Origin of the sequence: Vibrio sp. B1-2, from assembly GCF_963888445.1 — a bacterium.
Taxonomy (GTDB): Bacteria; Pseudomonadota; Gammaproteobacteria; order Enterobacterales; family Vibrionaceae; genus Vibrio; species Vibrio anguillarum.
In genome coordinates, this window is record NZ_CAWPJH010000016.1 from 1 (window position 1) to 19,868 (window position 19,868).

Consider the following 19,868-nt stretch of genomic DNA (forward strand, 5'->3'; position numbering starts at 1 on the left):
CTCAACCTTAACTAGGTTGTGCGGCGCTATTCTTTTCTTCGAAAAGAATTTGGAGCGACACACGAGGTTCGAACTCGTGACCTCAACCTTGGCAAGGTTGCGCTCTACCAACTGAGCTAGTGTCGCATTCACAACGTTTCCGTTGTTCAGGGCTGCGAATTATAAGAGCATTTTCTTATGATGCAAGCCCTTACTGGCAAAAAATCTTTTTTTTTTTTTTTTGACGAAAAAGAACGCAAATATGGCGTATTAATCACAAAAACTGGTTAACACGCCATCAGCAAAAAATGCCGTTCTGAAAATTAAATACTGAATATGGTCTTACGGTAGTACTGAAGCTCAGCAATAGACTCACGAATATCATCTAAAGCCAGGTGGCTACCTTGCTTAGAAAAGCCATCCAATACTTCTGGCTTCCAACGGCGAGTCAGCTCTTTTAGCGTACTGACATCCACATAACGGTAATGGAAGTAGGCTTCCAGCTCAGGCATATGTTTATAAAGGAAGCGGCGATCTTGCCCAATACTGTTGCCACAAATCGGAGATTTACCTTTAGGCACCCACTTTTCCAAAAACGTAATGGTCTGTTCAACCGCTTCTTGTTGTGTCACTGAGTCATGACGTACTCGCTCGACCAAACCGCTTTTGGTATGTGTGGTGGTGCACCATTCATCCATTTTAGCCAATTCAGCTTCTGATTGATGAACAGCCAACACTGGGCCTTCAGCCAAAATGTTCAACTCACTATCAGTTACAATGGTGGCAATCTCGATAATTTTGTGAGTTTCAGGGTCTAAGCCTGTCATCTCAAGATCAACCCAAATCAAGTTTTGATCGCTAAAAGACATAAATACGTTGCCTATATTGGTTTGCAGATAAAAAAGGTACTATACCCAAATTCAGATCCCCAAGATACCTTTGGACATTGGATCCAAACGGTATGATTTTGAGTAAAATCTCAACGTTGGATCAAAACGTATCATAATCATGAAGTAGATAATCGTGGCAAAGAAAAAGAAGCTGACGAAAGGTCAAGTACGACGCGTTCGTAATAATCAGAGTAAACGACTCAAAAAAGAGGACACAGTTTCGTGGGATGAAGCCATGCTCGGCACCGCAAAAACTGGGTTAGTGATTACTCGTTTTGGCCAACATGCCGATGTTGAAGATTTAGAGACTCACACCATCCACCGCTGTAATTTACGCCGAGGCATTGAAACGCTGGTCTCAGGAGATCGTGTTATTTGGCGACCTGGACTCGAATCGATGGCGGGTATCTCTGGCGTTGTCGAAGCGGTTGAACCGCGCAAATCGGTTCTGACTCGTCCAGATTATTACGACGGTTTGAAACCAGTAGCGGCAAACATTGATCAGATGGTCATTGTGTCATCCGTACTGCCGGAACTGTCACTTAATATCATCGACCGTTATTTGATCGCTTCAGAAACCGTGAATATTGCGCCACTAGTGGTACTGAATAAGATTGATTTACTCAGCGATGAATTGCGTAACCAATATCAAGAGTCGTTACGTGTGTACGAACGCATTGGCTACAAAGTGCTTTTTGTCAGCAAAAAAAGCGGTGAAGGGATTGCTGAGTTAGAAGCGGAACTTGGCGGACGGATCAACATATTTGTTGGTCAATCTGGCGTTGGTAAATCCAGCCTAGTGAACGCATTAATGCCAAATTTGGAAGATGAAATTGAAGAAGGTGAAGTTTCTCAAGCATCTGGACTTGGTCAACATACCACCACTGCGGCTCGCTTGTATCATATCCCTACAGGCGGTGATTTGATCGACTCGCCGGGAGTGCGTGAATTTGGTTTATGGCACTTGGAAGCTGAAGCGATCACTGAAGCCTTTGTCGAATTTCGTCCCTTCTTAGGCGGCTGTAAGTTTAGAGACTGTAAACACGCTGACGATCCGGGTTGCTTACTACGTGAAGCCGTGGAAAAAGGTGATATTAGTAACACGCGCTTTGAGAACTACCACCGAATTTTAGAAAGCATGTCGGAAAACAAAGCTAACCGCCAATATTCGCGTAACAAAAAAGCGGATTTATAAATAGCATCGAGTTTTACCCCGGCAAATGTCCGCAGACTTGATCGATAAATTTTTTATCTGTCGCCATCGAATAATCCGTAAGCAATGGTGACTAACTGCTGACATGGTGAGAGTTTTTCAGTAACATCTCGCGCCCAAAGTGAAGAACATACAGTTAACATTGGAATCAGAGACAATGGATAAAATTAAAGTTGGACTGCAATACTGGATCCCACAACATGGCTTAACACGCCTGATGGGTAAACTCGCATCAGCGAAAGCTGGCGGTCTAACCACTGCAGTCATTCGTTGGTTTATTAAACAATATAATGTCAACATGGATGAAGCTCTGCATTCAGATCCTAGCCATTTCAAAACATTCAATGAATTCTTTGTTCGTGAATTGAAAGCCGATGCTCGGCCAATCAGTGACGGTGATAGCTTAATCACCCATCCGGCCGATGCTTGCGTTAGTCAATTCGGGCCGATTCAAGATGGCAAGCTTATTCAAGCGAAAGGCCACCATTTTACAGCGGTAGAATTGCTCGGTGGTGATGCCAAACTGGCGCAAGAGTTTGAAGATGGCGAATTTGCCACGCTTTATTTATCACCTCGCGACTACCACCGCGTACACATGCCTTGCGATGGCGTGTTACGTCAAATGATTTATGTTCCGGGCGATCTTTTCTCGGTTAACCCACTAACCGCCGAAAATGTACCGAACCTGTTTGCTCGCAATGAGCGCGTGGTGTGTATTTTTGATACTGAGTTTGGCCCAATGGCACAAGTGCTTGTCGGAGCGACCATTGTTGGCAGTATTGAGCTAGTTTGGTCAGGGACTGTCACGCCTCCGCGCGGCAATACCGTTTATCGCTGGGATTATCCAGCCCAAGGCAATACCTCTGTTGTACTGAAAAAAGGACAAGAGATGGGTCGCTTTAAGCTAGGCTCAACGGTGATTAACCTGTTTGCAAAAGATAAAATTCGCTTTGATGAGTCTATGCAACACAATGCTACAACGGTTATGGGTACTCCATACGCACAGCAACGTTAATCGCCATCTCTTAATGTTCCCTGCCGAATGCGTTAGCTCTGCATGTTCAGAGCTAACGCCTCTAGATATTTCGCTTTTTTTCTTTATTGATAAAAAACAAAACTGCTGCATATTCCTTCGCTAAAACTCAAAATTTCAAGCCGCGTCTAAGACCTTCATTCACATATCATTTACGCTAGTTACTTCAAGTTAACCTAATGAAGGTCATGTGATATGCCTACCATGAATACGGGAATGCTGATAAAGCTTGCGATCTGCTTTTTGCTGCCCATCGGTGTTTTACTGATGCCCATTGATGCAATACCGATTGATGACTTAACCTTAATTCAACATCGATTACTGGCTATTTTTTTATTGGCTGCTCTGCTTTGGGTATTGGAGCCAGTTCCTGTATTTGCCACCTCCATTTTGATCATTGCGCTCGAATTGGTGATGATTTCAGATAAAGGCTTGCATCTCTTTCGTTCGCCCCCCGCTGGGCATGATATCGGCGAGTTAATGAAGTACACCGATATTTTCAGCGCTTTCTCTTCACCGATTGTTATCTTGTTCATGGGCGGCTTTGCACTGGCGATTGCTGCTTCTAAATATGAATTGGACAACAACTTAGCCCGAGTTTTACTCAAACCTTTTGGTACTCAACCCCGCTTTATTATGCTGGGGCTAATGTTGATCACTGCGGTATTTTCTATGTTTATGTCCAATACCGCGACTACTGTGATGATGCTGGCGCTGCTCGGGCCGATCGTCGCTTCAGCTCCAAAAGGGGATTTAGGCATCAAAGCCTTAGTGCTCTGCATTCCGATTGCAGCGAACACCGGTGGTATTGCCACGCCTATCGGTACGCCGCCCAATGCGATCGCGCTGCAATATCTCACCGGAAGCAATAGCATTGATTTCTTTTCTTGGATGATGATGGGCTTGCCGTTTGTGATTATTCAGCTCACGCTAGCTTGGTTTTTGCTACAAAAACTGTTTCCCTCTTCAGAAAAACAGATGGTGCTGAAACTAAACGGAACATTCCAAAAAAATTGGCGTGCAATCGTGGTCTACATTACTTTTGCCGCCACCATAGTGCTGTGGATGACCACCTCTCTACACGGCATGAACACCTATGTGGTTTCTATTATTCCTTTGGCGGTTTTTACACTCACCGGCATTATGGGCAAAGAGGAACTGAAACAGATCAACTGGGACGTCTTGTGGCTAGTGGCTGGCGGGATAGCGATTGGAATTGGGCTAGATAAAACAGGGCTCGCTTCAGCATTAGCTCACGCGATTGATTACAGTTCTCTATCGCCTATCTCGGTCGTCATCACCCTGTCGCTCGTTTGTTGGCTCATGGCAAACTTCATGTCCAATACCGCGACCGCTAACTTACTCATGCCGATCGCCGCCGCGATTGGCACATCCATGGAAAGCTTGGCCAGTATTGGTGGTATACAAAGTTTGTTAGTGGTTGTCGCCTTTTCTGCCTCACTGGGTATGATTTTACCTGTCTCAACACCGCCGAACTCACTGGCCTATTCTACGGGGCTTATTGAGAGTAAAGACATGGCCAAAACAGGTCTGATTATTGGCGTTGTTGGCTTGTGCATTGTCTATACTGCCGCGCTATTACTGACCTAACCTTTGGTGACTGCGACTTGCGTTGAGCGTCAAGACTGAATGCAGGTCGCAAAGATGAATCATTCCAGCCTAAAACTAAGTAAAAGCGAATCAACGAGATGAACAATAATCGAGCACGATCATATTAATCAAAGCTACATTCTCGTAGGATTACTCTGATTTACTTATTCATTAATCTGAAGAAACATGAAACGGCTTCATCATTTCGCTGCAACTAAGCGTAGGAGCCGTTAATTCATCTTTTCCTGATCTGAGCTATCGACACGCGGTTGTCAAACCGTTCTAGGGACATAACCCATGAGACATACCATCAAATTTAAAATTCAAGTCGCTATCGCCATCATCATCGCAATCGTCAGTGGCGTCCAAGCTTGGATCTCCGTCAGTCAATTACAGCAAGAAACGACCTATGCCATTAATAGTGAAATGGAAAACACCAGTCTTGCTACTCGCCATTACATCAGTGATTGGCTTGGGATCCGCAGCAATATGATGTTGGCCAATGAACCTTTTATTGCCAATAATAACAATGCTGACCAAGCGTTACTGGTGACTAAAAAGAGCGGTGATTTTCTTTCTGTTTATGCTGGTTTTAGTGATGGCAGCATTGCTTATGGTGATAAAACCGAAGATTGGCCAAGTGATTATGATCCAAGAACGCGCCCTTGGTATAAAGATGCAATGGAACAATCAGGGCTTATAATTACCGAACCCTACCAAGATTTTGATGGCAGCATCGTGGTCAGCTTCGCCAAAGCTTTTAAAGGTCAAAAACAAGGCGTACTCGCCGCCGATTTAACGGTAACCAATCTCATTAAAGAAGTGCTGAATGTTAAATTGAACAATCAAGGTTTTGCGTTTCTAGTTGATGGTAATAACAACATTGTTGCCTACCAAGATGAAGCTTTAAGCCAAAAACCTTTAACCAATTTAAACAGTGAATTGGATTCTCAGCACATGGCCAGCTTAGCTCGAGAAAATCGCGTGGATACCATCGCTTGGCCAAAGCAAGGCAACAAATTAATTTACGTCTCACAAATACCAAATACCGATTGGTTACTGGGCATTGTGGTGGATAAAGAGATGGCCTACGCCTCGGTTTCTGAGCAAATAACCTTTACCGCCATTGCCTCTTTAGTGCTCTACATTATTATCGCCAGCATCAGCACTTGGGTTGTAACCCGCTTACTGCAACCACTGCAGGTATTGTCGAACGCTTTAGCGCAATTAGCGCAAGGAGAAGGCGACCTCACCCAACGCATCGACATTCGACGCATGGATGAAATCGGTGAATTGGCCGAGAAAGTGAATCTCTTTTTAAGTCAAATGCAGGAGATGCTGAAAGGGATCGTCAGCCGTAGCCAACAACTTTCCCAGCAAGCACAAGACGCCAATGACCTTTCTGCTCAAGCTTCCATGCGAGTTGAGCACCAACAAAATGATGTCAACCAAATAGCCACCGCGATTCACGAGATGTCGGCTACCGCCGCTGAGGTGGCTAGCCATGCCGAACTGACCGCTAGCGCGTCACAAGCATCGGCCTCAGCTTGTGATGACGGGCAGGCGGTTATCAAAAAGAATCGAGATTCCATTACTCACTTAGCCAATCAGGTCGATAGTGCAGCCAAAGTGATCCGAGAGTTGGAGAGCAATGCTCAAAGTATCAACCAGATCCTATCCACCATTCAAAGTATTGCCGAACAAACCAATCTGTTAGCACTCAATGCAGCGATTGAAGCGGCCCGCGCAGGTGACCAAGGCCGTGGTTTTGCTGTGGTTGCCGACGAAGTTCGCGTGCTAAGCCAACGTACACATGGCTCAACGGAAGAGATCCGCACCATGATTGAAACCTTGCAGCGCAATACTCAACATGCGGTCGAGAATATGGAAGCCAGCACCAAACTGGCCGACCACAGTGTTGACTATGCCGAACAAGCTCACGACAGTTTAGTGCGGATCACGCAAGCCATTATCGAGATCAATGATATGGCCTTGCAAATTGCCAGTGCCGCTGAAGAGCAGCGAGCCGTCAGCGAAGACATTAGCCGCAATACACAAGGTATCAAAGACGCTTCTGATGACCTTGCTAGTCAAACTCAGCAGAGCAGCCACAGCGCTCATGAAATGCATTTATCGGCAGAAGCCATGCGTAACGATATTCGCCGCTTCAAAGTGTAAATCCTCTTGGCTTGCCTCTTTTAATCACATTGAGGCAAGCCCATAAATTCCCTTTGTTTTCCCCTAGCGCTTAAGGCATATTGAGATCCTTCCCTCGTTCAAGGATGTCTACATGGGCTACGAATGGCTCGCGCTTGCTGCCGCGTTTCTTTGGGCAGTAGCCAGTTTACTGTCTGTTACTCCCGCTCGCCATTTAGGAACCTTTGCTTATAGCCGTTGGCGCATGGGCTGTACTTCTCTCATTTTAGTGAGCATGGCGCTGGCAACTGGCGGCTGGGCAACGGTAAACAGCGAGATGGTAACACCCATGATGTATTCGGGGTTGATTGGCATATTCATTGGCGATACGGCGCTGTTTGCGTGTTTAAATCGCATGGGGCCAAGACAAGCGGGTTTGCTCTTTTCCTGCCATGCCGTTTTTTCGGCCATTCTCGGCTATTTTTTATTCAGCGAAAGCATGAGCCATGCAGAGCTAGTGGGCGCGACTTTTGTCTTTTCAGGTGTTCTAACGGCCATATTTTTTGGCCGCCGAGGGCAAAATCATAATGCATTGGAAGCAATTAAAGGTCGAGTATGGGTTGGCATTGCACTTGGCCTTATCGCGGCTCTATGCCAAGCATTGGGTGGGATCATCGCCAAACCTGTAATGCAAACGGGGATCGACCCCATCGCCGCTTCCGCGATTCGAATGCTCACCGCCTTCACCGCACACTGCTTACTGTTGGCTACTGGTGCAAAATTAGCACGCGCCACTCAAGCCATTACGCTGCCCATTTTTACCATTACTGCCATCAACGGTTTTCTTGCGATGGCGGTCGGAATGACATTAATTCTCTACGCACTGCGTGAAGGCAACGTGGGTATGGTGGCCCTGCTCTCCTCAACCACGCCCATCATGTTGTTGCCTATTTTATGGATGTATACCAAACAGCGGCCCAACCGCTTCGCTTGGTGCGGCGCACTGTTTGCCGTGCTTGGGACGGGAATTTTAGTTTATTAAATGGCGCTAAAAAGGCACCGATGTTGATCAATAGGCTACCTTTATAGGCATTGATAGGGAGAATCATTGATCTTAACCTACTGCAATCGCTTCAAAGTGTAGTAAAATTACGCTAATTTCTGTTTAAGTTACTTTGAATTTGACGAGGTCATAACTATGTCAGCTAAGAAGCCAATGGCTTTAGTAATTCTTGACGGTTGGGGTTACCGTGAAGATAACGCACACAACGCAATCAGCAATGCACATACTCCAGTCATGGATAGCTTAATTGCAAACAACCCAAACACTCTGATTTCTGCTTCTGGTATGGATGTAGGTTTACCGGATGGTCAAATGGGTAACTCAGAAGTCGGTCACACCAATATCGGTGCTGGTCGTATTGTTTACCAAGACCTGACACGCATTACTAAATCAATTCTTGATGGTGAATTCCAACAAAACGAAGTGTTAGTCAACGCGATGGATAAAGCCATCAAAGCGGGCAAAGCGGTTCACCTATTGGGGCTAATGTCGCCAGGTGGTGTTCACTCGCATGAAGATCATATCTACGCTGCCGTTGAAATGGCTGCTGCCCGTGGCGCTGAGAAAATCTACCTCCACTGCTTCCTTGATGGCCGTGATACGCCACCACGCAGTGCCGAAGCCTCATTGCAACGCTTCCAAGACCTATTTTCTAAATTAGGTAAAGGTCGTATCGCCTCACTGATTGGTCGTTACTACGCCATGGATCGCGATAACAACTGGGAACGCGTACAAAAAGCTTACGACCTATTGGTTGAAGCCAAAGCAGAATTTACTTTTGATTCCGCCGTGGCAGGCCTTGAAGCCGCTTACGCACGTGAAGAAAATGATGAATTTGTTAAAGCGACAGAAATCAAAGCTGAAGGCCAAGACTCTGCTGCGATTGAAGATGGCGACGCCGTGATTTTCATGAACTACCGCGCCGACCGTGCACGTGAAATTACTCGTGCCTTCATACCAGATTTCAACGGGTTTGAACGTGCAAAGTTCCCAGCAATTGATTTTGTGATGCTAACCCAATACGCCGCCGACATTCCTCTGCTGTGCGCATTTCCACCAGCATCACTAGAAAACACCTACGGTGAGTGGCTATCAAAGGCGGGTAAAACTCAGTTGCGCATCTCTGAAACAGAAAAATACGCGCACGTCACCTTCTTCTTTAACGGTGGTGTTGAGAACGAATTCCCAGGCGAAGAGCGCCAATTGGTTGCTTCACCTAAAGTGGCAACTTACGATCTGCAACCGGAAATGAGCGCGCCTGAACTGACTGAAAAACTCGTTGCGGCAATCAAATCGGGTAAATACGATGCGATTATCTGTAACTACCCGAACGGCGATATGGTTGGTCATACTGGTATTTACGAAGCGGCCGTGAAAGCATGCGAAGCGCTTGATGAGTGTATCGGAAAAGTGGTTGAAGCGATTAAAGAAGTCGATGGCCAGTTACTGATCACAGCAGACCACGGCAATGCAGAAATGATGGTGAACCCAGAAACAGGGGGCATTCATACTGCTCATACCAATCTGCCAGTGCCGCTTATCTACGTCGGTAGCAAAGATCTTAAGCTAAAAGATGGTGGTAAGCTTTCTGACCTAGCACCAACGATGCTTGCTCTATCGAACATGGACATCCCGGCAGAAATGTCTGGTCAAGTGTTGTTTAAATAACTCACCAACCACGTGATGTTGAGCCTCGATAAATATCGAGGCTTTTTTTCGTCCAAGAACTCGATTTGATTGCAAGTTTTGACATAGGGCTTTCGCCTCGCGGATGGCTTTGAGTATACTGACTCACTAATTTGTCGATAGAGACTTGAAAACGGATGAGAAACAAGCCTTCACCACACCCACTTACTATAACGACTTGGTGGCATGCACTTAGCCTAGTGATGGTGTTAGGGCTAGCTTGCCTCTCCAGCTCACCGTTAATGGCTGCCACACAACAAGAGCTAAAAGGGGTGAAAGGCGAAATTTCTCGTCAGCAGCAAGCGTTAAATAATCGACAAAAAGAGCTCGATTCGTTGCAAAATGCGCTTAAAAAGCAAGAAGTAGGCATTTCAAGTCTAGAAAATCAGATCAAAAACACCAAATCAGAATTGGTAGTGGCCAACGCTAATATCGCTAAACTCAAGCAAAAGATCACGGCCTTAGAAACACAACAAACACAGCAAACCGCCAAATTAGCTCAACTGATCAAAACCTATTACGCCACTCAGCGAGCGACAGCCTCATCCAACATACTCAATAATGGCGTGGAAGAAGATCGCATCAGCCAGTATTACCAACACTTGGCGAAGGCACGCAGCCAAACCATCCAACAGCTTGAACTTACGCAAAAAGAACTCAATGAAAGTGAAAAACAGCTGCGACTTGAACGAGACCAAATCGCCTCTCTATTAGAACAGCAGACCCAAAAGCGCGCTACATTGGCAAAAACGCAGTCAGAACGACGCAGTACAGTGGGTAAAATTCAAAAAAGTATTTCCGGTGATAAAGTCTACTTAGCGGAATTGCAACGCAATGAAACGCGATTACAAGCGGAAATTGCCAAAGCAGCAAAACGTAACGCTGTACTAATGGATGGGTTAGCGCCGCAAAAAGGCAAGCTACCTTGGCCAGTCAAAGGCAAAATCCTGCATGCTTTTGGTACACGTCAAAGTGGACAAATTGACTGGAAAGGCCTAGTCATTGACGCCAATTATGGTCAAAACGTCAAAGCGGTTTATTCTGGCACGGTCGTGTTTGCTGAATATCTACGTGGTTATGGGCTGGTGGTTTTGCTCGATCATGGCAAAGGCGATATGACCTTATACGGCTTTAACCAAAGTTTGCTCAAAAAAGAGGGCGATAAAGTCACCGCCGGTGAAACCATTGCTTTAGCGGGAGACACTGGCGGTCAATCTCAGCCAGCGCTCTATTTCGAAATTCGTCGCAACAGTAAAGCCGAAGACCCAACACGCTGGCTCAGTCGCTAGCAAAACACATCCATCACCCTGTTAATCCGGGCGAGCGTTAGTGTGATGAATAGTACGCTTCTACTTGAGTAATGAATTGGGTCAATTGTCTTTTATCCAACGAATTAATACCCGCCGCCGCTTCTCGCCCGCCTCCGGTTGTAAAGGCGCTGCATAACCTATCCGCTCCCTGTTTATTGGCTAATGGAGCACGTAGCGAAACGGTATAACCACCCGATGAATTTACCGTTAAAACCATATGTGCTGCGGCAGGTGCTTGATTGGCTAGCCAATTACTAAACACACCACTCACTCGCTGTGATGATGCACAGTCTGGCATCTCGTATACGCTCAAACAGGCACTTTTATAGATAGGCTCTAACGACTGAGCGAGCTGCATATCTTGCTCATAAGCGTGCTGCAAATGATAAAAAGGGGAGTTGTCATCCTTCATTAAATCAAACGGTGAAGGATAAACTAGCAAGGCTTGGTACAAATCAGCGGGGTGATAATGAAGCTGCTCTATCGTCTCTCCATAACCGTTATAGTTAATCAAGGTGCCTAAGTTTTTTAGTTGTTCAGCTTGAGTGGTAGTTAGCCCCGCGTTGCGCGCTAAAGTATCCGCTTTAGCAATCAAATTATCGCCATAAGCTGCCACAATCGCCCACTCATGGAACGGACCACCTAACCACTGATCAATAATTAATGCCGTACAAGTATTAGGGTCCAAATCAATATGGGCGTCAAGCAGCGGAGTCTCGGGAACTGAGCCTGCATAGTGATGATCGGCATAAAACACCGTCACCCCCGCCGCAAGGGCCTGCTGTAAAGGTTGCTGATTCTTCTCCATCGAAATATCTAACACGGTCAGACTATCTCGGGATTGAAGATTAAGACGCTGGAGCAATTTGATATCACGCTTAACCCCAGTAACTAGGGTCGTCGTGCGAGGGTAAGCAAGCCGCAGCTGAAGAAGAGAGATGATGCCATCAGCATCACCGTTAAAAACGTCATAGTGCATATCAACACCACCCTTAGAGATGTATAGCTAAGAAGCTAACAGCTTCAAAGGATTAAGAACAATACTCAAAGGTTATAACTAAGCACACATTATGATGCGTGCATCGCCCGCACACCTTCCTCTAATAATAGAAGCTGTTCAAGACCTTGTTCCGTTGCTTTGGGCTTAACGACTGCGATCATCTGTAGCATGCCTTGATGAATCACTTGCTCGGTGATCTGCGTTTTGGAAAACATCGCTGACTGATAACTCAACCAACACGAGGCCGTCATATGGAGAGTGGTCACTAAAGATTGCATATCTTCTTTTCCGACAGACAGCAATTTCAGCTCAACAAAAGCGTGCATAATATTAATGAGATTAGTTTGCAGCTTTTCTTGTACTTGAATGTACTCACCATGTAGTACTTCATCACGCTGCAGAATTTCCGGTAAATTGGCATAGAAAAAACGGTATTTCCACATCAAAGTGAAGATCGAATCAAGATAATGCTTTAACAGAGTTAAGCTTTCGCGCTGTGCCGCAATCGGCTGAAAACGTTCGAGTAACTCTGCTGAATAGAGAGCAAAAATATCACGAACAATTTCTTGTTTATTACGAAAGTGATAATACAAATTACCTGGGCTGATTTCGATATGTGCTGCGATATGGTTAGTGGTCACCGTTCTTTCACCATGTTCATTAAACAGCGCTAATGCAGCATAAACGATCTTATCTTTGGTCTTCATCTTGTCTTATTACCTCTTTACCTCTGTGAACCTGCTCCTATCAAATAACAGGATGAGAGTGAGAAACGGTGCATTATCGGCGATAAGGCACCGCAAACCTATTATTGATGGTACGGTTTAGACAAGGCGTGCACCGCATCAACAAATATGCCCGCATTTTCCGGTGGCACATCTAAATGGATACCGTGTCCGAGGTTAAAGACATGGCCCGTTCCACCATGACCGAACCCTTCAAGAATGGTCGCCACTTCTTGGCGAATACGATCATGCGGAGCATAAAGCATAGATGGGTCCATATTACCTTGAAGCGCCACCTTGTCACCGATACGCGCTTTGGCGTCGGCAATATTGATGGTCCAATCAAGCCCTACAGCATCACAACCCGTTGCTGCAATCTGCTCCAGCCACATGCCACCGTTTTTGGTAAACAGAGTGACGGGTACGCGGCGACCTTCATTTTCACGAATTAAACCATCCACAATTTTGTGCATATACTGTAGTGAAAAGAGGTTGTAGTCGCGCGGCGTCAGTACTCCGCCCCAAGTATCAAAAATCATAACAGACTGAGCACCCGCTTTGATTTGTGCGTTGAGGTATTCAATAACACTGTCTGCCAGTTTATCGAGCAAGGCGTGCAGCACGCTAGGATCGGCGTACATCATTTTTTTGATCTTAGTGAAGGCTTTTGAGCTGCCACCTTCCACCATATAAGTCGCGAGTGTCCATGGGCTGCCTGAAAAACCGATCAATGGAACTTCACCTTGTAGATCTTTGCGGATCTGGCGTACGGCATTCATCACATATTGCAGTTCGCCTTCCGGATCCGGTAAGCCAATTTTATCGACATCGGCTTTACAAGTGATCGGGCGTTCAAACTTTGGCCCTTCTCCCGCTTCAAAATACAAACCCAATCCCATGGCGTCAGGAATGGTTAAAATATCAGAAAATAAAATAGCGGCATCTAATGGAAAGCGACGTAATGGCTGTAATGTCACTTCAGAAGCTAGCTCAGCATTTTTACACAGCGCCATAAAATCGCCGGCTTCGGCACGCGTTGCGCGATACTCTGGCAGGTAACGTCCTGCTTGGCGCATCATCCATACAGGGGTGCAATCGACAGGTTGTTTTAACAGTGCACGCAAGTAGCGATCATTTTTTAATTCAGTCATTCCGTCTTCCAATTTAAAGCTTGTTATTTTTTGTGGCGTTATTCTAGCACTGAATAAGCGCCAAAAACGGTGTGCTTTGCAAGCGAGATCATGTTATTAACTTTTAAATCAATGGTTAATTTGCAAGCAACCTTTAACGGTGTTAAAAATTTGTTCGCTAGCGAAAACTATAATTATAAACTGAGTACTCTGTACTCGGCATCTCATAACGACATCTTACTTACCCCCTCCTTCACCGGAGGGTTTTTTTTAGCAATGCGGCAGTGAATCTTTCTCGATTTCGCTTAACGTGTGCTCTATTAATGCTCTGGCTATCGTCCCTTCGGGCGCAACAGGAGGCAAAGCACTTGCTAAAAACCATTGCGCATCACTCAATTCACTATAGTCGGGTTTTATCGTGCCAGAGTCATATTCCGCCACAAAGCCCATCATCATACTCGATGGAAATGCCCAAGGCTGGCTACCAAAATAGTGAATATTTTTCACATGAATCCCCGTTTCTTCAAGCACTTCACGTGCCACGCACTGCTCTAACGTCTCCCCGACCTCTAAAAAACCAGCAATAACGGTATACATGCCGTTACGATGCCTTGGGTGCTGGGCCAATAAAATTTTATCCTGATTTCGTACCGCGACAATAATGCAAGGAAAGATACGCGGATAATGTAACGTTCGACACTCAGAACATTGCATCGCCAATTGGTTATGGTTTAGGTAATTTCGCCCACCACATTGTGGACAAAAACGTAACGTTTGGCTCATGTGACCATATTGAAGCGCTTTGCTGATCGCCAAAAACAGTTCTGGTTTGAGATGCAACAATTCGCGTAATGAAGTCATTTCTCGCTCGCCATCAAGATCGGCATCATTAACCCACATCACTGGGTAACCATCACAACTATCTACCACCACCGCTTTTTCTAAAGGCAGGGAATATTCGCCCGCAGATCCTAGCGGTAACTCACCATTTATGGTCCAGATCTCACTTCCGGAAACTACACACCAATAAGCGATTTTTGTATCACTATTTTTCAACATGTTGCGACCTCTCTTCTTGCAGTTACCCCATTTTACTGGCAATCTAAATTCATACCAGAATTTGTAACGTTCCAAATTTAGTTCTATAAATTCTAGTAAGGACAATGAGTTGTATCTACGAAGTGCAACCCTACGCAAAGGAAACGGTCACCAGCTTTGTGACCCGATCATGAGGGCATGGTCATGCTAAAAAAACTAAAACGCACACAAGAGCAATGGGGCGGTTACAGTGACGTTATTGATCACTGGTTAAACACGCGACAAACCTTAATTGTAGAGTATTGCAAATTAGCCGCGCTGCAACCTTGCACCGCCAAAACGAATGTTAACGGGCTTCCCTCGCCAGAAGAGCTGCAACGTTTTTGCCAGCAACTGGTCGATTATATTTCCGAAGGTCACTTCAAAATCTACGATATGGTGATGGATAGGTGGCGTGCAACCGGCTTTGAAGCCACCGATGAAATTAATCAGACTTATGGAAAAATTATTGTTACTACGGAGCCGTTACTCAATTTTACAGATAAATACGCGGCAGTGAGTGATGAGGATGATCTCGAAAACTTTGACAACGACCTTTCGCTAATTGGTGAAATTATTGAGGTGCGTTTTGGAGTGGAAGATAGTTTGATTCAACTTATCGCGGACAGCTTGGCTATCCCTCCTGGTGCTTAATATTGAATATTTTTCTGTAATCATTCGCGTAGATTGATTAAGCGCAACAAAAAAGGCACCCGAAGGTGCCTTTTTTAATCAGCGCTGAGATTACTCTTCAGAAGAGAAACCTGCGTTTAGCAGTGCCGCTAGGTTATCTGTCGCTTGTTCAGCAGACGGGCCTTTTAGCTGTGCCGCACGTTTAGCTTGACGTTCTTGGTGGTAAGCGAAACCTGTACCCGCTGGGATCAGACGACCAACGATTACGTTTTCTTTCAGACCGCGAAGATCATCACGTTTACCAGAAACAGCCGCTTCTGTTAGTACGCGAGTTGTCTCTTGGAACGATGCCGCAGAGATGAACGATTCAGTCGCTAGAGATGCTTTAGTAATACCTAGTAGCTCACGCTCGAAACGAGCAGGCTGTTTGCCTTCGGCTTCTAGGTTACGGTTTGCAACTTTCACTTGTGAGTATTCAACTTGCTCACCCGCTAGGAACTCAGAGTCGCCAGCATGAGTAATCGTACACTTACGTAGCATTTGACGAACGATAGTTTCAATGTGCTTATCGTTAATCTTAACGCCTTGCAGACGGTAAACTTCTTGAACTTCGTTAGCGATGTAAGACGTTACAGCATGGATACCACGTAAACGTAGGATATCGTGCGGAGTCTCAGGACCATCAGCAATAACGTCACCACGTTCGATCTTCTCACCTTCAAACACGTTAAGTTGACGATGCTTAGGAATCATTTCTTCATAAGTTTCGTTACCCTCACGAGTGATGATTAGACGACGTTTACCTTTGGTTTCTTTACCAAAGCTCACAGTACCTGTGTGCTCAGCAAGAATCGCAGGCTCTTTTGGTCGACGAGCTTCAAACAAGTCAGCTACGCGAGGTAGACCACCCGTGATATCTCGGTTACCGCCAGATTTTTGTGGAATACGCGCTAATGTGTCACCAATACCAACTTCAGCACCATCTTCAATGTTAACGATCGCTTTACCCGGTAAGAAGTATTGAGCTGGCATATCAGTACCAGGGATCATGACATCTTTACCTTTCGCATCAACAAGTTTGATAGCTGGACGCATATCTTTACCTGCTGCTGGACGAGCGGCGGCTTCGGTTACTTCGCTTGAAGATAGACCCGTTAGGTCATCTGTTTGGCGAGAAACCGTTACACCATCAATCATATCAACGAATTGGATGCGACCAGCCACTTCAGTGATGATTGGCATGGTGTGCGCTTCCCAGTTAGCCACTGTTTGACCAGCTTCAACCGCGTCGTTATCACCTTTACTCAACACAGAGCCGTAAGGCAGTTTGTGTTTTTCTTTAGTGCGACCAAATTCGTCAATGATAGTCAGCTCTGATGCACGAGATGTGATAACCAGCTTCTTATCTTTGTTGATAACGAACTTAGCGTTGTGAAGTTTCACAGAACCTTTGTTCTTCGCTTGGATACTGTTCTCTGCCGCAGCAGTAGAAGCCGCACCACCGATGTGGAACGTACGCATCGTTAACTGTGTACCCGGCTCACCGATAGATTGAGCAGCAATAACACCAACTGCCTCACCTTGGTTTACTAGGTGACCACGAGCAAGGTCACGACCGTAACATAGCGCACAACAGCCGAAGTCCGCATCACAGGTTACCACTGAGCGTACCTTCATATTATCGACAGAGTTCTCATCGATAATCTGACACCACTTCTCATCAATCAGAGTATTACGTGGAATAAGTACTTCTTCAGTGCCTGGCTTCATCACATCCTCAGCCACAACACGACCAAGAGCCAGTTCAGTTAAAGAAACTTTAACGTCACCACCCTCGATATGAGGCATCATGTCGACACCTTCTTGAGTGCCACAGTCATGCTCTGTCACCACAACGTCTTGTGCAACGTCTACTAAACGACGAGTCAGGTAACCTGAGTTCGCTGTTTTAAGTGCAGTATCGGCTAGACCCTTACGTGCACCGTGGGTAGAGATAAAGTACTGTAGTACGTTCAGGCCTTCTTTAAAGTTTGCTGTGATAGGCGTTTCGATGATTGAACCATCTGGACGCGCCATCAAACCACGCATACCTGCAAGCTGACGAATCTGAGCAGCAGAACCACGAGCACCCGAGTCAGCCATCATATAGATGCTGTTAAACGATTCTTGTTGTTCTTCTACGCCATCACGGTTGATCACGGTTTCAGAAGATAGGTTATCCATCATCGCTTTCGCAACACGGTCGTTGGTAGACGCCCAAATATCGATAACTTTGTTGTAACGCTCACCCGCCGTAACAAGACCTGATTGGAACTGTTCTTGGATTTCGCGTACTTCTTCTTCAGCTTCAGCAATTTCAGTGTATTTTGCTGCTGGTACAACCATGTCGTCGATACCAACTGACACGCCTGACAGTGCTGCATAAGCAAAACCGGTGTACATGATTTGGTCAGCAAATACGACCGTATCTTTCAAACCAAGCTTACGATACGCTTCGTTTAATAGATTTGAGATCTGTTTCTTACCAAGCTTCTGGTTCACGATGCTGTATGGCAGGCCTTTAGGCACGATTTGCCATAGCATGGCACGCCCGACAGTCGTATCGACCATCTTAGTCTCAGTTGTGCTGTAACCATCTTCATCAACAACGGTTTCAGTGATACGTACTTTAACGCGTGCGTGTAGCGCCGCTGTCTTAGTACGGTATGCCTTCTCAGCCTCTTTAGGGCCAGCCAGGTACATACCTTCACCTTGTGCGTTGATTTTTTCGCGAGTCATGTAGTACAGACCCAAAACCACGTCCTGTGAAGGTACGATGATAGGGTCGCCCGATGCTGGCGACAGAATGTTGTTCGTCGACATCATCAGTGTACGAGCTTCAAGCTGTGCTTCTAAAGTTAGAGGCACGTGAACCGCCATTTGGTCACCATCGAAGTCCGCGTTATACGCCGCACACACAAGTGGGTGCAGTTGAATCGCTTTACCTTCAATCAGTACAGGTTCGAACGCTTGAATACCAAGACGGTGCAGTGTTGGTGCACGGTTTAGTAGTACTGGGTGTTCACGAATCACTTCGTCTAGGATATCCCAAACAACCGCTTCTTCACGCTCAACCATTTTCTTAGCTGCCTTGATCGTCGTGGCCATGCCGCGAGTTTCTAACTTGCTGTAGATAAATGGTTTAAATAGCTCAAGTGCCATCTTCTTAGGAAGACCACACTGGTGCAGACGTAAATATGGACCTACTGTGATTACAGAACGGCCTGAGTAGTCTACACGTTTACCAAGTAGGTTCTGACGGAAACGACCTTGTTTACCCTTGATCATATCAGCAAGAGATTTCAGAGGGCGCTTGTTAGAACCTGTGATCGCACGACCGCGACGACCGTTATCAAGTAGCGCATCAACAGACTCTTGCAGCATACGCTTTTCGTTGCGTACGATGATGTCCGGAGCTGCTAGCTCTAGAAGGCGCTTCAAACGGTTGTTACGGTTGATCACACGGCGGTACAAATCGTTCAGATCAGATGTCGCAAAACGACCGCCATCTAGTGGTACTAGAGGACGTAGATCTGGCGGAAGTACCGGAAGCACAGTCAGGATCATCCACTCAGGGTTATTACCTGAGCTGATAAACGCTTCAACAAGCTTCAGACGCTTAGTCAGTTTTTTGCGTTTAGTTTCAGAGTTAGTGGTTTGTAACTCCTCACGCATCATCTCTGTTTCAGCGACAAGATCCATTGAACCCAATAGGTCTTTGATCGCTTCTGCGCCCATCTTCGCCGTGAACTCATCGCCCCACTCTTCTAGACGGTCAAGATACTCTTCTTCAGTAAGCATCTGACTCTTTTCTAGATCCGTCATACCCGGCTCTGTTACTACATACATTTCGAAGTAAAGAACACGTTCGATATCACGTAGAGGGATATCCATTAGCAGACCGATACGAGACGGTAGCGATTTTAGGAACCAGATGTGAGCAACCGGTGATGCAAGCTCGATGTGGCCCATACGGTCACGACGAACTTTAGTTTGTGTAACTTCAACGCCACATTTTTCACAGATCACGCCACGGTGTTTCAGACGCTTATATTTACCACAAAGACATTCGTAGTCTTTGACTGGACCAAAAATACGCGCACAGAACAGACCATCACGTTCAGGCTTGAACGTACGATAGTTGATCGTTTCAGGTTTTTTAACTTCACCAAAAGACCATGAACGAATCATGTCAGGTGAAGATAGACCGATTTTGATTGCATCAAATTCTTCGGTCTTATGCTGTGCTTTTAGAAAGTTTAATAAGTCTTTCACAATCAGCTCCTGTAAGGAGTTAAAAGGCGCTCGGCGAGCGCCTTTCTACCAGGATAATCCAGAGGGTT

Annotated in this window: 14 protein-coding genes and 1 tRNA gene; 8 read left to right on the top strand and 7 right to left on the bottom strand. The window is 45.8% G+C overall.

The features are described from left to right. Nucleotides 1–50 precede the first annotated feature (50 nt). A tRNA-Gly gene (locus AACQ75_RS07680) sits at nucleotides 51–126 on the bottom strand. Between the two features lie 176 nt (nucleotides 127–302). Further along, complete coding sequence (gene orn, locus AACQ75_RS07685; protein WP_010318948.1) at nucleotides 303–848, bottom strand: oligoribonuclease; 546 nt, start codon at nucleotides 846–848, stop codon at nucleotides 303–305. A gap of 154 nt (nucleotides 849–1,002) precedes the next feature. Between orn and rsgA the strand changes: the two genes are divergently transcribed. The 7 genes from rsgA (at nucleotide 1,003) to AACQ75_RS07720 (ending at nucleotide 10,900) form a co-directional block, all read left to right on the top strand. Then, entirely contained in the window at nucleotides 1,003–2,064 is a 1,062-nt protein-coding gene (rsgA, locus tag AACQ75_RS07690; RefSeq protein ID WP_013857936.1) for a small ribosomal subunit biogenesis GTPase RsgA, read from the top strand. A 175-nt stretch (nucleotides 2,065–2,239) separates the two neighbouring features. Next, entirely contained in the window at nucleotides 2,240–3,097 is an 858-nt protein-coding gene (gene asd, locus AACQ75_RS07695; RefSeq protein WP_013857937.1) for an archaetidylserine decarboxylase, read from the top strand. 213 nt (nucleotides 3,098–3,310) lie between these two features. Further along, complete coding sequence (locus AACQ75_RS07700) at nucleotides 3,311–4,726, top strand: SLC13 family permease (protein ID WP_170889802.1); 1,416 nt, start codon at nucleotides 3,311–3,313, stop codon at nucleotides 4,724–4,726. Between the two features lie 297 nt (nucleotides 4,727–5,023). Beyond that, nucleotides 5,024–6,904, top strand: a complete 1,881-nt coding sequence (locus tag AACQ75_RS07705) for a methyl-accepting chemotaxis protein (RefSeq protein ID WP_170889803.1) — start codon at nucleotides 5,024–5,026, stop codon at nucleotides 6,902–6,904. Between the two features lie 112 nt (nucleotides 6,905–7,016). After that, nucleotides 7,017–7,904, top strand: a complete 888-nt coding sequence (locus AACQ75_RS07710) for a DMT family transporter (protein WP_013857940.1) — start codon at nucleotides 7,017–7,019, stop codon at nucleotides 7,902–7,904. Nucleotides 7,905–8,060: 156 nt separating this feature from the next. Beyond that, on the top strand, nucleotides 8,061–9,593 hold the full coding sequence (gpmM, locus tag AACQ75_RS07715; protein WP_013857941.1) for a 2,3-bisphosphoglycerate-independent phosphoglycerate mutase: 1,533 nt from the start codon (nucleotides 8,061–8,063) through the stop codon (nucleotides 9,591–9,593). 221 nt (nucleotides 9,594–9,814) lie between these two features. Next, a complete protein-coding gene (locus tag AACQ75_RS07720; protein WP_231140426.1) occupies nucleotides 9,815–10,900 on the top strand; it encodes a murein hydrolase activator EnvC family protein in 1,086 nt (361 codons plus the stop codon). Between the two features lie 37 nt (nucleotides 10,901–10,937). On the opposite strand, the gene AACQ75_RS07725 is transcribed toward AACQ75_RS07720, so the two are convergent. The 4 genes from AACQ75_RS07725 to nudC all read right to left on the bottom strand — a co-directional run bounded on the left by AACQ75_RS07725 (nucleotide 10,938) and on the right by nudC (nucleotide 14,832). After that, complete coding sequence (locus AACQ75_RS07725; protein WP_094147692.1) at nucleotides 10,938–11,900, bottom strand: acetyltransferase; 963 nt, start codon at nucleotides 11,898–11,900, stop codon at nucleotides 10,938–10,940. Between the two features lie 89 nt (nucleotides 11,901–11,989). Further along, nucleotides 11,990–12,628, bottom strand: a complete 639-nt coding sequence (locus AACQ75_RS07730) for a TetR/AcrR family transcriptional regulator (RefSeq protein ID WP_013857945.1) — start codon at nucleotides 12,626–12,628, stop codon at nucleotides 11,990–11,992. 101 nt (nucleotides 12,629–12,729) lie between these two features. Continuing rightward, on the bottom strand, nucleotides 12,730–13,797 hold the full coding sequence (gene hemE, locus AACQ75_RS07735; protein ID WP_010318957.1) for a uroporphyrinogen decarboxylase: 1,068 nt from the start codon (nucleotides 13,795–13,797) through the stop codon (nucleotides 12,730–12,732). A 249-nt stretch (nucleotides 13,798–14,046) separates the two neighbouring features. After that, a complete protein-coding gene (gene nudC, locus AACQ75_RS07740; RefSeq protein ID WP_170889804.1) occupies nucleotides 14,047–14,832 on the bottom strand; it encodes an NAD(+) diphosphatase in 786 nt (261 codons plus the stop codon). 180 nt (nucleotides 14,833–15,012) lie between these two features. Between nudC and AACQ75_RS07745 the strand changes: the two genes are divergently transcribed. After that, entirely contained in the window at nucleotides 15,013–15,507 is a 495-nt protein-coding gene (locus AACQ75_RS07745) for an Rsd/AlgQ family anti-sigma factor (protein WP_013857948.1), read from the top strand. 90 nt (nucleotides 15,508–15,597) lie between these two features. On the opposite strand, the gene rpoC is transcribed toward AACQ75_RS07745, so the two are convergent. After that, on the bottom strand, nucleotides 15,598–19,800 hold the full coding sequence (gene rpoC / locus AACQ75_RS07750; RefSeq protein WP_094124809.1) for a DNA-directed RNA polymerase subunit beta': 4,203 nt from the start codon (nucleotides 19,798–19,800) through the stop codon (nucleotides 15,598–15,600). Nucleotides 19,801–19,868: the final 68 nt, after the last annotated feature.

What these genes read in the sequence shown, in the direction of transcription:
- gpmM (WP_013857941.1), top strand. Translation starts at nt 8,061, where the DNA reads ATGTCAGCTAAGAAGCCAATGGCTTTAGTAATTCTTGACGGTTGGGGT.
- orn (WP_010318948.1), bottom strand. Translation starts at nt 848, where the DNA reads ATGTCTTTTAGCGATCAAAACTTGATTTGGGTTGATCTTGAGATGACA.
- AACQ75_RS07745 (WP_013857948.1), top strand. Translation starts at nt 15,013, where the DNA reads ATGGTCATGCTAAAAAAACTAAAACGCACACAAGAGCAATGGGGCGGT.
- AACQ75_RS07700 (WP_170889802.1), top strand. Translation starts at nt 3,311, where the DNA reads ATGCCTACCATGAATACGGGAATGCTGATAAAGCTTGCGATCTGCTTT.
- AACQ75_RS07705 (WP_170889803.1), top strand. Translation starts at nt 5,024, where the DNA reads ATGAGACATACCATCAAATTTAAAATTCAAGTCGCTATCGCCATCATC.
- AACQ75_RS07720 (WP_231140426.1), top strand. Translation starts at nt 9,815, where the DNA reads ATGGTGTTAGGGCTAGCTTGCCTCTCCAGCTCACCGTTAATGGCTGCC.
- AACQ75_RS07725 (WP_094147692.1), bottom strand. Translation starts at nt 11,900, where the DNA reads ATGCACTATGACGTTTTTAACGGTGATGCTGATGGCATCATCTCTCTT.
- AACQ75_RS07710 (WP_013857940.1), top strand. Translation starts at nt 7,017, where the DNA reads ATGGGCTACGAATGGCTCGCGCTTGCTGCCGCGTTTCTTTGGGCAGTA.
- AACQ75_RS07730 (WP_013857945.1), bottom strand. Translation starts at nt 12,628, where the DNA reads ATGAAGACCAAAGATAAGATCGTTTATGCTGCATTAGCGCTGTTTAAT.
- hemE (WP_010318957.1), bottom strand. Translation starts at nt 13,797, where the DNA reads ATGACTGAATTAAAAAATGATCGCTACTTGCGTGCACTGTTAAAACAA.
- asd (WP_013857937.1), top strand. Translation starts at nt 2,240, where the DNA reads ATGGATAAAATTAAAGTTGGACTGCAATACTGGATCCCACAACATGGC.